Genomic DNA, 14,163 nt, shown 5'->3' with positions numbered 1-14,163 from the left:
TACTTTGAGGTGTTTTATATGATTAATGAAATAACTGATTTCCTATTCGGATTAAAAATGACTATTATTTCCGGAATATTCCTATTGATAGCAGTTATTTTCATGATATTTGGAATAAAAACTCCAATCTATTTAAATCCAGCATTGGGAACAGTAATAATAAGTGGTATTCCTATGCTTCTTCTAGCAATGACTAGATTACTCCGTGAAAAATGGATTTCATCTGCACTACTGATTGCAATAGCCATGGTGGCATCACTTCTGATAGGAGAGGTATTCGCAGCAGGCGAAGTCGCATGGATTATGGCATTGGGAGCGCTTTTAGAAGATTGGACCGTTGAAAGAGCTAAAAAAGGCTTAAGAAATTTAATTAATCTAACTCCAGAAACTGGAAGAAGAATAACCGATGGAATTGAAGAAGTAATCCCAGTAGATGAAATAGAAATTGGTGATACATTAAGGATTCTTCCGGGTGAAAGTGTACCTGTTGACGGTGAAATCATAAACGGTACTTCATCACTTGACCAGTCCATCATGACTGGAGAATCACTTCCAATCGACAAGGAAGTTGGCGATGAAGTATTCTGCGGAACTATGAACCTGTATGGTGCCATTGACATTAAAGCAACCAGTTTAGGTGAAAACTCTTCACTTCAAAAATTGATTGACCTTGTAAAAGCCACTGATGAAAAGCAGGCTCCGACACAGAGAATTGCAGACAAATGGGCTACATGGCTCGTTCCGGTTGCACTGGCAATTGCAATTGCCGCGTGGCTTGTGACAGGAAACATCGAAAGAGGTGTTACTGTTTTAGTAGTATTCTGTCCATGCGCATTGATACTTGCAACACCAACTGCAATAATGGCTGCAATCGGTCAGGCCACAAAGTACGGAGTACTCATCAAATCCGGTGAAGCGCTGGAAACATTGGGCGGTTTAAATACTCTGGTATTCGATAAAACTGGTACTTTAACTTACGGTAATTTAGAAGTTTCTGATGTTATTTCCCTTAGGGAAGATTTGCCTAGTGAGGAACTGCTTAAAATTGTTGCCTCATGTGAGAAACTAAGTGAACATCCTTTAGCCAAAGCAATTGTTAAAAATGCAAAAGAAGCTAATATTGATATTGAAGATCCACAGGACTTTAAAATGTATCCTGGAAAAGGTGTTACATCTACAAATTCTTATGGTCAGGTATATGCAGGAAACTCCAAATTTCTATCAGAATATAATATTGACGTTGATGTTAATTGTCATTTAGACAAGTTCAAACATGAAGGAAAAGCTTCAATAATTGTTGCATTGAACGGTGAAGTCATCGGACTGATCGGATTGTCTGATGTGATTCGTGAAGATTCCAAAGAAATGATTGAAAGATTACATGACCTTGGAACTGAAACCCTATTGCTAACTGGAGATAACTCAGAAACTGCTAATTACTTTGCCGGCCAAGTCGGAATCGGTAAAGTATTTGGCAATTTACTTCCTGAAGAAAAACTTTCATGGATTGAAAAGCTTAAAAATGAAGGCAAAAAGGTATGTATGATTGGAGACGGTGTGAATGATGCACCAGCACTTAAAACAGCTGATGTCAGTGTGGCAATGGGATCAGTTGGAAGTGATGTTGCAATCGAAGCTGCAGACATTGCACTTCTCGGAGATGATATCGGCAAGATACCCTATCTGAAAAAACTGTCTAATTCCACATTGTTTACAATCAAAGCAAATATTGCAATGTCCATGACAATCAATGCGGCTGCTATCGTCTGCTCTGTATTGGGACTTTTAAATCCAGTAACTGGAGCAATTGTTCACAATGCAGGATCCTGTTTAGTGGTTTTAAATGCAGCATTGCTCTATGACAGGCATTTCGATGATTCAATTAAAAAAATCGATACTGAGCATACCGAACATTCACATTATCACTTCCATGGTGCTATTTAATTCATTCCATATTTAGCTCAAGAGCCTTTGAAAAATTATGTTTTTCAAAAAGTATGGAATGATTTCAATGCCATTTCCACAATGATGGTGAGCATACCCATTCCCATGAAGGCATTAGAATCATTGATGAAATCATTACAGATAATGGAATTAAGCATATGCATGCTCACAAGCACTTAATAACAAGACAAAGTTGTGAACTTCATCACAACTAACTTTTTTAACATTAACATCACCCATTTGAGATTCAAAGATTAGTTTGAAAAGGCTCATGATATCAAAGTTGAATTAAATTTGATTTTCTATATCATTAGTGTTAATGTCAACAACACAACAGCAAATCAAAGTTTTGAGAATAAGTTTCGTTTTATACGAATGAAAATCTTTAATTATCGTAAGTTCTAAAAAAAGTAGTGTAGAGAGAACGTAAGCAGTACACTCTATCGTGAGTTTTCATATTATAAACTCTCCAAATTAAATAATTAATTAACATTTTAAATTTCAAATTATCTGATACTTACCTGATCTTTGAAATCTTTTTTCATGTTAGATTTGTTTTCGATAATCTTAATTAATCTTTGGGCGAGAATGTAATTTTTAATGATGATGGCTTATAAATTTAAAATAGTCTGTAGTCGTTACTGCGGGGAATGATATCAATGATTTCAATCAGGTTTTTCTTTTTTGAGATGTAATATACGATTCGGTAGTCTCCGACTCTTGCTCTTCGGCATTTTTGGCATTAGTCACTTTCATTTCCAAAAAGCTAGGTTTATATGGATTTTTATTATTTCAATATATTTCTTTTCGATGCGCAGAACAGCTGTTTGTCGGTTTTGTGTTTTCTTTTGAACTTTTTGGCTTTGTCGTGTTCTAGGATTTTATAGGCCATGTTTGATTTCCTGTTCGAGTTTGGCTACTCTTGCTTCGAGTTCGGATAATGTTATTTCAGTGACGTTTTCATATAGGTCATTTTCCACTCTTTCGATTTCCTGATTGTAGAATTCCACCTGTTCGTCTGTAAATTCCTCATTATCTTCGATTAATCTTTTTATAACATCATTGTAACTGTCGTTTTTTGCTGCCAGTCTGGATAGCATTTCATGGACTTCTTCTGAAACTCTGATTGTTTTATTTAACATTGTTTTTTCACATCCGCCATAATCTATTGTATACTGAGTATACATCATGGATCTTTTATAATTTATACTTTATGGATTTTCAGGATATGCTTTAAAAATAAGAAAAAATTGTAAAATAGCATTTGAGCTATTTTACTTTAATTTTGGATTTGACTGTTTTTGCAGAGTACAGCAAATCTCCACTGAAGCTTGTAGTAGCGGTGAAGGTGCCTTTCTTGGTGATTTTAACGGTGAATGTTGCAACGCCTTTCTTGTTGGTGGTTGCCTTGTATGTTTTACCGTTAACTTTCAAAGTCACTTTCTTGCCGCTTAATGCTTTACCGTTATTGTCTTTTAGTGTGGCTGTAATCTTTTTGGTGGTTTTTTTCTTGAATGTCTTTTTGGCTACTGTCAGTTTGGTTGCTTGCTTCTGGACTGTAATTGTGGATGCGGCAACGCTTCCTTTATAGCTGGCTGTACCTGTAAATGCCATTGCGACATCATATTTTCCGGAAGCATTTGTCGGAAGAATGAAGCTTGCAGCTCCGTTTCCATCAGTTTTAAGATTATAAACCTTGCCGTTGAAGGTTATGCTGACGTCCTGATTTGCGATGACATTGCCTTGACCGTCTTTTAGTGTGAACCGATATTTTGTGCCTTTGGCATTTGCCGCATAAACAGTTAAAGTGCCTGCAGTGATTTTAGTTGCACTCTGCACGGATCCCATCTGTATGGTGGTTTCAATGCTGCTGTCACCGTAGATGTTGCTTCCGGCATACTTCGCCTCAATATCACACACACCTGCAAGACCGTTAATGTAGATGTGTCCGAACTGATCGGTAGTGTCAATTATCTTAGCGCCGCCGTTTATGGCATATGTGATTTTAGCATTTTCAATAACTCTGTCATCAATGCCTGCAAGTTCGATTACCACACGGCCGTCTTTTACATATGTAACTGCCATTTTTGTAGCGGTTTTAGCCTGCGGGATATAGACAGTACCGTTGTCAATATGCATCTGTGCAAATTCAATCTTAAAGCTTTCAATATCAGGAATATCTGAAAAATCATTGTCCTTAACACTTATTGCTTCAACCGGACTGATACCAAGAGTTTCAAGCACCTTGATATAATAGAATGTTACGCCGGCACCGTCAACACTTGAGTCTGCTTTTTTAACGGTGTTTCCTGTGATGTTTATTCCGCCGATTACAGATGCAAAACCGTGAGCAGTGTTTTCAGCTTCAGACAAGATTAATAAATTATCGTCTTAACAATGAAAGTGTTGTTGATAATTTGAATGAAACTGGATGCCTTCTGCAGACTGATAACAGGCAAATTCTGCAAATCTACAACTTTCGGACCCAGATTATCAATGTAGCTGACATTAATCTAGATTACTCAACTGTTTTTTGCAATCACATTTGTGTTTTTGTGCGGATGCACACTTGACAAATGTTTATTGTTTTGGAAGTTGATATTATTTATCATAGCAAGCATATACTGGTCAGTTATCTGACCACAGATTTATATATTATGTGGTCAAATATTTAACCAGTAAATTAAATATTTTTTCCAGGATGAGGTTTAAAATGTATGAAAAAGAAGAAATTATCAGTGATTATATTAAAGAAGAATTATCTGATGTTCCAAACATTTTAGATAATGAATTAACATTGGATGGCAGAAATTTTGAACATAGAAAAGAGTTTGAATTTATTAAACATCATATTGATGAGTTTTTAGAAAAAACAACCAACAACCGTTATTTTGCACTTCCAGGCTTAAGAGGTATTGGGAAAACAACACTACTATACCAGACCTATGAATACCTGTTCAAATCCAAAAATATCAATCCCAATCAGATACTGTTCATTTCATGCGAAAACCTAAATGACATTGTGGATTTTAAAATCATAGATGTTGTAACACAATTTTTAGAAACCTACCACAACACCACTTTAAGGAGACTGGACAAAAAAATATTCCTGCTCATCGACGAATCACAGTATGACAAAAACTGGGCATTGTCCGGAAAGAGGATATATGACAGAACCAAAAACATATTCATGATTTTTACAGGTTCATCAGCACTGAACCTTGAATACGATGCCGATTCAGCAAGAAGACTTCTAAAAGAAAACATCACTCCACTAAACTACAATCAGCACCTGAAACTGAAATACAACTACAATGCCGCCAATGCTTCAGCATCCCTTAAAAAATTAATTTTCGAAGGAGACATAACTGATGCAGCAGCTTGTGAGCAACAGATAAATCAGGATTTAATCAACATCAACGGTTATTCAACAACTGATTGGGATGAATTTTTAAAATATGGTGGATTTCCAACATCACTGTTTGAAACCAACCATCATATAATCTGCAAAAACATAACCGGAATGATAAAGAAAGTAATATCACATGATATGGGAGCAATATCCTCAATAACCTCCACCAGTCAAACACATGCTAACCGTCTGTTGAGATTTCTTGCACTGCAAAAGCCGGGAGACATTTCCCAGGAAAAAATGGGAACATACCTTGGAACATCCAAAGGCAATGTAAGAAACATCCTTGACATTCTTGAAAAAACTCAGCTGATATTTCATTGCGAACCACATATCGCATCACCTAAAAGGTCCATCAAGTCATGGGAGTATTTCTTTGCAACATCAAGCATAAAACATATCATGACATCATCAATAGGCAATTTAAATTCAAATAAAAAGGCATATCTCGGCGTTCTTTTGGAAAATCTGGTTGCATCAACATTATTCTACCTGAGCAATGAGGAGGGAAACTATTTCACATTATACTATGATCCGGAAGACAAGACCAATGTCGATTTTGTAATTCAGAGTGAATTCCAAAAGGCAATACCTATTGAAGTGAGTATGGGCAAAAAGAAGAAAAGACAACTTGCTCCTGCAATTGAGCGTTACAATGCTGATTATGGAATAATAATTTCAAATACCACTAAAACTATAACAAAAAAAGATAATATTATTTATCTGCCTCCGAAAACATTCTCATTTTTATAAAAATGAGTATTTTAAGATGATAAATAGCAATTTAACACTTTTAAGGAGTTAAATATTGAGATTGGGAAAAATACTTATTTCCCAATCATACCTTTAATAATGTCAATATCAGCCCGGAGCCTGTCAAGTTCACTTTTAAGTTCATTTTTCTCATTTTCAATTTTAACAAACTCCGGTGATTTGACATGCAATTTTTTAACATCAGTACTGATGGTAACGGCAGGTAAATGCTCGATGTATTCGTATTTCAAATCTTCAGGGTTAATCATAAAGTATGCCTGATCCGTCCTGCTTTTGGATTTTCCTTGCAGGTCGTTGACATCATCAAGGCTCATGCCGTCATTGTAAAGTGCTGATGCATGAAATTTATGTAGCATATGGCTTCTGAAACGGTTGTAGTTTCCAACTTTGCCCAGTCCCAAAGCATCATTTATCTTTTGGAAATTAAGAGAAAAATAACTCAAATCCATCTTAAATAGCTTTAAATCATTGGTTGCATTGTCCGTACGATACAGAATATGTGCATTGATTGCCTTGACGGCTTCGGGACTGCAGTGTGTCGTATAGTACTTGTTGGTCTTTTTACGGCAGATATTGAATGTGGGAACAATCGTGTCGTCGCCCTCAATCAAATCGATTATCTCAAAGATATCCATATCCTTGCGGGGCAGGTATTCGGACAGCGCATCGATATAATCCTGTATTTTAAGGCTCAAGGTCTCTGCCCTTGCACATCCACTGGAGCAGATGAAAATTATCGCCGCCTTCATGACAGGTGTTGCAATACTAATCGCCTCACGGATTATCTCCTTATCAGGCAAATCAGTGAAATAAATAGGTTGCGGTTTCTGTATGGATTTCTGGTTGATTTTCGGCAAGGAATAGATTTCAATGTCATAGAACTTGTAGAACTTAGTGATACACATCATCACAGATCTTGTAATGTTCAATGCATAGTTGCTCAGATAATATTGCCTGAATTCCAGAAGTCTGCTTTTGATTTTCCTGTGCTTCCATTTTATTCCCTTGTTTTCCTCGTCTTCCGCTTCCCTTAAAAACTCATGAAGATCCATGCCAAAATAGTTTGAGTACTGCTTAAGAGCATAGACATATGCCTTCTGAGTAGCAGGGGGAATGGTTGTATGTTACAAATATATTTTTTAAAAGCTCATTATTTTTCATAGTTACACCTCTAATTTTCGGTTGTAAAAAAAATTTCAAAGAGCCATAAAAAAACAAATTTGGGATAAGTATATAATAATTTGAAAGTGATATAATTAATATCTATTTTTTCATTTAATTTAACGGTTTTGGCATTAACTTCATGTTTTTCTATTTGATTGATATTCTAGCATATATCAACAGCCATAAAAGTTGTTCCAAATAGCACTATTGGAATTGTCCAACACTTACGAAACCAATATTATCAATAAACTATTAATCAATTCGCTCTCCATTATTAACCATATTATCACAGCATTATCGAAGATATATCTACAAAATATACTAAATTTTGGTAAACCTAAAATTTATATATGTTTGCTAAAAAATATATTAATGAGGTGAAAATATATCAAGCACATGAAAACGCAATTATTCAATCATTATTCTAAAACTTGATTAATAATATTATAAAGTCAACAACTTGAATCGTATAATCTCATATTTAAAGTTTGATTAATGGAAATTATATTTGCAATAGTCATAATCATTCATTAAGCTCAATTCTTAACTTAAAGACATATAAATTGATTAGCTATAAATTACAACGACAACTATGAATAGATTAATAATTAATTCACTATCTTTTTCAAGAATAATTCTTGGACTATTATTCCTATATGCTGTTCTTTTTGATTTCAATATCATTTACCTAACTTGGATATTTACATTGACGATAATTAGCGATATCTTAGATGGTCATTTAACTCGCAAATATGATTTGATATCCGCAAATGGCTCTGAAATCGATGTTATCTGTGATTTTTTATTTATAATCCTATCAACATTGTCACTTGTTTTAATTGATTTAGTGCCTTTTTGGTTCATATTTATAATATCATTGAAATTGATTGAGTTTTTCATAACATCCGGAAAGGGCGGGTTAAAATATGATAGATTCGGAACATTCGTTGCATATATGTTCTATGCATTTCCCATTATTGCAATATTGATAAACTCCAAAAATATCATATTCCTATTGACAATTGCTATAACCCTATGTGCAGTTACATCCTCAATTTTAAGAATCAAAAATATGAATGATAAATAAAGCACGTATATGATGGGATAAAAATGATTTCTCTTAGAAAAATAAATAGTATTCTAATAATTATTGTAGTGTTGATGCCGGCATATCATGCATTTATGAATACATTGTTATATAAAGAAAAATTTTATCCACATTGTCTGAAAACATTATCATGTGAAGATGTCTGTCCCATGAAAATTCCAACACAACGGGCAATTTCCAAGATGAACAGAAAATCAATATGGAGATTAATGCAATTAATAGACAAAGACAAATGAGCTAGTTACATTTTAAAAAAAAATAGTTATTCTAAGGTGTTGTCATGAAATTAATAGAAAAAATAGAACCGTTTATAATTATTTTTTCAATCATTATTGGACTGATATTTAGCAATATTTTGTTTATTGCCCAAAATAGTGAGTATTTTATAACCATATTTTTATGCTTAATGATTTATGGATTATTTTTAGAAACAGAATTAAATGAGTTGAAAAACAGTTTTAAAAATCTTAAATTCACATTCGCAAGTTTAATTATTAATTTCATATGGACACCCTTATTCGGATATTTTCTAGGGTCAATATTTTTAAAAGGCAATCTGGATATTTTAATTGGATTTTTCATGTTAATAGTAACACCATGTACAGATTGGTATCTGGTATTTACCAAAATAGCAAAAGGAGACATTAAACTAAGTTTATCAATATTGCCAATTAATTTGGTATTGCAAATTATTTTACTTCCAATTTATTTAATATTATTCTTTTCAAGTAAGATTACATTAAATTACTCGCAAATCATCTATTCACTTTTAATCGTTATTGTAATTCCATTTATAGCTTCACAGATTACAAAATTTGTATTAAATGAAAATCTAAATGAAAAAGCAACAGAATTATTTTCAAATTTACAGATCTGGTTTTTAGCACTTGCAGTAATCTGCATTTTTTCAAGCCAAGGCTCCCTATTACTTGATAATTTGAACTCCATAATTTCAATATTTATACCATTAATCATTTTCTTTGGTGTTAATGTCATTATAGATTTATTATTATCTGAAAAAATTAATTTTACCTATCCTGAATATGCAAGCCTGACAATGACAACATTAGCACGTAATTCTCCAATAGCACTAGCTATTGCAATAAATTCTTTCCCAGGACATGAATTAATAGCAATTGGACTAATAATAGGACCTTTAATAGAATTGCCTGTACTTTATATCGTTTCAAAATTCTGCTTATTGATTAAGAATTCTAGACTATTCTTTGTTTGCAATAACTTATTTTGAAATCGTTTTGCTGTACATCAATAGCTGGACCCCATAATTTCCTATATAAAATCATTATCATTAAAATTCCAACCAATGGCGAAAATCCAGATTGTGAAGTTTGAAATTGTTTTTACAATCTAAATTTGAATTTACATAACAAGATTCGTTTGTATGAATTTAAGGAATAATTTGTCCTAGATTATAGAGTAAAAAAATGAGTGAAATAATATTTAATAACCATGTCATTAAAATAAGCATATAGAGAAAAGTAGCACAACTATCACATGAGTCTCATACAAATCTCTCCAAATTAATAATTAATTAATATTTTAAATTTCAAGTTATATATCATTACTATATACATTTCTAGTTTTGAGTACAACAAAATTAGAACCTATTGTTAAACTATCTTCATAATATCTAATCGTTAGGACGTGATAGAATTACTGTCAAAATTTAATATTGATATTAAACTATAAAATTATTCTTAAATCAAAAAAAAATTATTTATATCAATTTTTATTGAATTTAATTTAATGAATTATTTTAGTATCCAAGACAATTTTTTATCTGAATTCCATTACAAAAAAATCACAAACACATATACTTTAACAATTTAAAGTACTTCAAATTACTAAAGTTAATAGTGTAACTTCAGACAAATGAAGTAATTAATTGAACTTGATATTTAGTAGTTATATATTTCTGTAGGGATATATTCCCTTTTCTTTAAATTCCAATTCCAACCATCTTTTAAGAATAGGTTCTGAAATCTCATATAATCCATTATTTAAACTTATTAATCCTTGATTTTGAAGATTGTTTAAGTAATTGCTTAATGACCCCGTAGATATTCCAAATTCATTCGCTATGTCTATTCTTCTCAGGGGTTTTTCGAGCAGAATTATGATTATGGTCTGTTCTCTAAAAGACAGTCTAGCCCATATATTTATTAAATGAGAACTTATTGCCTGGATTTTTTTATCAAAATACATTTTTATTGCATCATCATCCAGCTGCTCATTGATTGGAAGCAGGGATGCAAATATATTGACATATGACGGAACTCCAGAGGTGCATTTGTAAAATCTGTCAAAACCATCATTAGTGAATAAGATATATGGGGTTTTTTCAGACAGATAATTTTTGACAGTTTCTTTCTCAAATGGATTAATGTTTATTGAAATCATTCTTCCGCCAAATGCTCCATTCTGGCTTGCAATTTCAGATATTAATTTGTCCTGCAGGCTCATTGAACCTGAAAATATGTATGCTATGTTTCTTTGGTTTTGAATGTAGCTTCTAATTTTCCATAAAAAGGATTCCTTGTAATTGTTCAGTTCTTTAATAATTTGAAATTCATCAATGAATATTAAAACACCTTTAATTTTGTCATTATTTTCATCATATATTTTTTCAGGCAGATTCAATGTAAAATCCATAAGTTTTTCTTCATTTGTTTTACTTGAAAAAACTGGTACAGGTATTTTATCAAGCTGTATGAACTCCCTGATTTTAAAATCATTGGATTTGAAATATTTTTCTATTTGCTTGTCTAACGTGTTCAATCCTTTGTTTTTTGATTCGAGAATTAACTCTTTGAAGAAATGTTCCATCAATCCGATTATGCTCATCTGGTTTTTCTGATAGCATTTGGATTTTGAAAAATCCATATATACTACCAGATATTCATCATCCAGTTCTCTTTTTAGCTTTTTAAGAAAAACAGTTTTACCTACTCCCCTTATGCCAGTCAATAATAAATCTGGGGCATGACCCTGACTGGTTGAATGCAAAATATTTTTAATATTTACTAATTCGCTTTCTCTGTTGTAAAATTCTTCATCAGTCAAATTCTGGTTATTTCCCCAAGGCAAATCTGTCATTACAGAATCCTCCTAAAAAATGTACTACAAATTATAGTATGTACCTAATATAATATAAATTTTAGTACATATTATAAAATATAGTATATAGAACATGTACTAAAAAATTTAGTACATATTAAACGAATGAAAATCTTTAATTAATATAAGTTCACTAAAAATAAGCTAAAGAGAACATAAGTAGCACAACTATCACATGAGTTTTCATAAATCTTCTCCAATATTTTTAATCTTTTAATTAATGATTTCATTTTTAAATTAATTAGAAACTATAAAGTCATTGCATTTTGAGTTAAAAAAATGAAACGTTTAACTTCTGCATTCATTAGAAATTTTCATGCCCTCTTTGTTTTTATTCTTCTTAATCATTTTTCAAATTTTGCCATTGTTCTGTCTAACAGAGAATTTTTAGCAACCGCAGAGTTTAGAAAAGCGAAAAAAGAGATTTCCACATGCAAATTGTAAAAATTTCATAATTATTCATACAAACAATATATTACTAACATATGACAAAGTTATAATATCTAAACAATATTGTTCGAGGTGCGTATCAATGGCAAAATGTCCTAGTTGTGGAAATGATTTAAATGCATCAGATAAACGCTGCAGTAAATGCGGTGCTAAATTAGATAAAGAAAAATCAAATAATTCTTCAAAATTGCTGATTGGAATAATTGTCATCATTGTTATTTTAGCGGTTGTAGGGGCTTTAGCTGGCGGTGTTTTCAACAGCAATGAAACAGGCGATATCTCAAAAGATTCCTCTTCTAATGCAGTTAGTCCAGTTAATGAAAATAAAACTACTAATTCACAATCCCAATCAGGTTCTAGTGATGATTCAAGTCCTGCTACCGGTACAGAATATTGGGCCAGTGCAAAAACAGATAAATTCCATCTCTCATCATGTGAATGGGCTCAAAAAATTAGTGACCATAACAAAATAGTTTATACTTCCCGGGAGGATGCAATATCAGATGGTAAAAAACCATGTAGCGTATGCAATCCTTAATTTTTTCTTTATTAGGTGGTTTAAATTCAGTTAAATGATCAAAAAGAATGTCCTTTATGTGGTGAAATTTATGGCAGTTCCCATAATTTTTGTTCCCATCATGAAGAAGTCATTAAATTAGTTTACTCAAGAGATCTAGTTAAAATTTGCCCAAAATGTGGAAAAAAATATAAAAAAGAGGATAATTTTTGCTCACAACATTCAGATTTAATCGAACTTATTAATATAGGTGATTTGGTTAAAATATGCAGTGCATGCGGAGCCAAGTATCCTGAGGAGTACAATCATTGTATAAGATGCCCTTCCGATGGTTCATTAGTTTATTTTGTTAAAACACCCAAGATTAAAGATATTAAAACTAATCCGAATAACCATTATAATTTTAATGAATATCCCAATAAGTTTAGTGAAGTTAAAGACTTGCTTTCACAGCCAAATATTGATAAATTAACTGATTTTAATTTAAGCCAATTGCAATTTAATGAAATAATAACTAACATTAAAAAGACATCTGAGAAAATTCTTAATGAACTAATTGATAAACACCATATAAATTTTTATTCAATTTCTACACTAGACAAAATCATGTTATTTTCAAAATCATTTGTTAAAACAGATTATAAGGAAGGCGGAGGAAATTTGGGGCATTTTGAATTTAATGAAATTTATATTGACGATAGAGCAAGTGATGCAATACAAATCACCACATTGATTCATGAACTTTCACATTTTTTATTATCCGAAATATTAGAACAGGTCGTTTCAGAAATTCTTAAAACTGAAAAAACTGAAGCAGTTGAAGCTTTTGTTTGTTATGCTTTAATAAATAATGAATTAAATTATTTGGTTGATGAGTACTGCGCCCATACTGTTGAAGGGAGATTTGCACTATTGGGGTATCAGGATTATGGTTCATATAAACACCGTTTATCAGAATTTTTGCAATACTATTCAGAAGACCATGTTGAAGTTGCAAACGGGATAGGGAATACCTTTGCTGATTATATAAAATCAATTATTGAGCCATATATAGATGAGAATCTAAGAATGGACATAAAAAAAGAATTTTCAAAGATTAATGATATGCCAAAATATTCTGAACTGAAATATGAAACTTCTGAGGTTTTTGATTGGCAACGTTTTTCCAAATCAATGCAATTAATGCTTACAAGCAATTTGGAGGAGTTTATCAATAACCCTCAGGATATGGAAAAGTTAATGTTATATTCTGTTAAATTTAAGAAAAATAATCAGTACAATTATTGTGAATATTGAGACTGCCTAATCTAATTTTTTTATTAATTTTCGTCTGATTCAGTGTTGATTTTAGTTATAATTATTTAAAAAGCAAATATGTTAGAATATAGGCAGTTATCCAAGGTAACAAAACTAAAATACATCCTATAATCCATTTTACGTATTCTGCAATACTTAAATGTTTTGGTTTTAATGATTAGGTGTTTTGAAAGTTATGGCTTTAGTTTATAACCTTTGAATACAGATATATCACCAAACAATCCGGAATTGGCCAAACAAAATCACAAAAAATATGCAACAAAAAATTCGAATATTTGCCACCATTTGTATGATGAGCAATTCTAAAGCATAATAATCAAAAACAAGAATCAGCAGCCA

General features: G+C 31.9%; 11 protein-coding genes and 1 pseudogene. 6 read left to right on the top strand and 6 right to left on the bottom strand.

Translation table 11 applies throughout. The features are described from left to right. Positions 1 to 18 precede the first annotated feature (18 nt). On the top strand, positions 19 to 1,944 hold the full coding sequence (locus Q4Q16_RS02340; RefSeq protein ID WP_303345960.1) for a cation-translocating P-type ATPase: 1,926 nt from the start codon (positions 19 to 21) through the stop codon (positions 1,942 to 1,944). A 150-nt stretch (positions 1,945 to 2,094) separates the two neighbouring features. Here the strand turns inward: Q4Q16_RS02340 and Q4Q16_RS02335 are convergent, their stop codons facing one another. From Q4Q16_RS02335 to Q4Q16_RS02325, 4 genes and pseudogenes are all read right to left on the bottom strand, one after another. Continuing rightward, on the bottom strand, positions 2,095 to 2,217 hold the full coding sequence (locus tag Q4Q16_RS02335; protein WP_303345958.1) for a hypothetical protein: 123 nt from the start codon (positions 2,215 to 2,217) through the stop codon (positions 2,095 to 2,097). A gap of 346 nt (positions 2,218 to 2,563) precedes the next feature. After that, positions 2,564 to 2,668 (bottom strand): annotated as a pseudogene (locus Q4Q16_RS09275) (type II toxin-antitoxin system RelE/ParE family toxin); the annotation flags it as partial. A gap of 157 nt (positions 2,669 to 2,825) precedes the next feature. Then, positions 2,826 to 3,131, bottom strand: a complete 306-nt coding sequence (locus tag Q4Q16_RS02330) for an antitoxin VapB family protein (RefSeq protein WP_303345955.1) — start codon at positions 3,129 to 3,131, stop codon at positions 2,826 to 2,828. Between the two features lie 82 nt (positions 3,132 to 3,213). After that, positions 3,214 to 4,317, bottom strand: coding sequence for an Ig-like domain repeat protein (locus Q4Q16_RS02325; RefSeq protein WP_303345954.1), 1,104 nt, complete (start codon positions 4,315 to 4,317; stop codon positions 3,214 to 3,216). A gap of 340 nt (positions 4,318 to 4,657) precedes the next feature. Here Q4Q16_RS02325 and Q4Q16_RS02320 point away from each other — a divergent pair, with 340 nt between their 5' ends. Continuing rightward, entirely contained in the window at positions 4,658 to 6,109 is a 1,452-nt protein-coding gene (locus Q4Q16_RS02320) for an ATP-binding protein (protein WP_303345952.1), read from the top strand. Between the two features lie 74 nt (positions 6,110 to 6,183). On the opposite strand, the gene Q4Q16_RS02315 is transcribed toward Q4Q16_RS02320, so the two are convergent. Beyond that, the gene (locus Q4Q16_RS02315; protein WP_303345949.1) at positions 6,184 to 7,182 is read right to left on the bottom strand and encodes a site-specific integrase; all 999 of its coding nucleotides are present in this window, start codon (positions 7,180 to 7,182) and stop codon (positions 6,184 to 6,186) included. A 704-nt stretch (positions 7,183 to 7,886) separates the two neighbouring features. Here Q4Q16_RS02315 and Q4Q16_RS02310 point away from each other — a divergent pair. Together Q4Q16_RS02310 and Q4Q16_RS02305 are read left to right on the top strand one after the other, a co-directional pair. Further along, a complete protein-coding gene (locus Q4Q16_RS02310; protein ID WP_303345948.1) occupies positions 7,887 to 8,381 on the top strand; it encodes a CDP-alcohol phosphatidyltransferase family protein in 495 nt (164 codons plus the stop codon). A 301-nt stretch (positions 8,382 to 8,682) separates the two neighbouring features. After that, a complete protein-coding gene (locus Q4Q16_RS02305) occupies positions 8,683 to 9,651 on the top strand; it encodes an arsenic resistance protein (protein WP_303345946.1) in 969 nt (322 codons plus the stop codon). A gap of 677 nt (positions 9,652 to 10,328) precedes the next feature. Here Q4Q16_RS02305 and Q4Q16_RS02300 read toward each other — a convergent pair. Beyond that, a complete protein-coding gene (locus tag Q4Q16_RS02300) occupies positions 10,329 to 11,519 on the bottom strand; it encodes an ATP-binding protein (RefSeq protein ID WP_303345944.1) in 1,191 nt (396 codons plus the stop codon). A gap of 553 nt (positions 11,520 to 12,072) precedes the next feature. Here Q4Q16_RS02300 and Q4Q16_RS02295 point away from each other — a divergent pair. Next, a complete protein-coding gene (locus tag Q4Q16_RS02295; protein WP_303345942.1) occupies positions 12,073 to 12,528 on the top strand; it encodes a zinc-ribbon domain-containing protein in 456 nt (151 codons plus the stop codon). 234 nt (positions 12,529 to 12,762) lie between these two features. Further along, positions 12,763 to 13,803 carry a hypothetical protein gene (locus Q4Q16_RS02290; RefSeq protein WP_303345941.1) on the top strand — a complete coding sequence of 347 codons (1,041 nt, stop codon included), beginning with the start codon at positions 12,763 to 12,765 and terminating at the stop codon, positions 13,801 to 13,803. Positions 13,804 to 14,163: the final 360 nt, after the last annotated feature.

Source organism: Methanobrevibacter sp. (assembly GCF_030539875.1).
Lineage (GTDB): Archaea > Methanobacteriota > Methanobacteria > Methanobacteriales > Methanobacteriaceae > Methanocatella.
The sequence above is the reverse complement of the archived record's forward strand: the minus strand, read 5'-3'. Positions and strand labels throughout refer to the sequence as shown.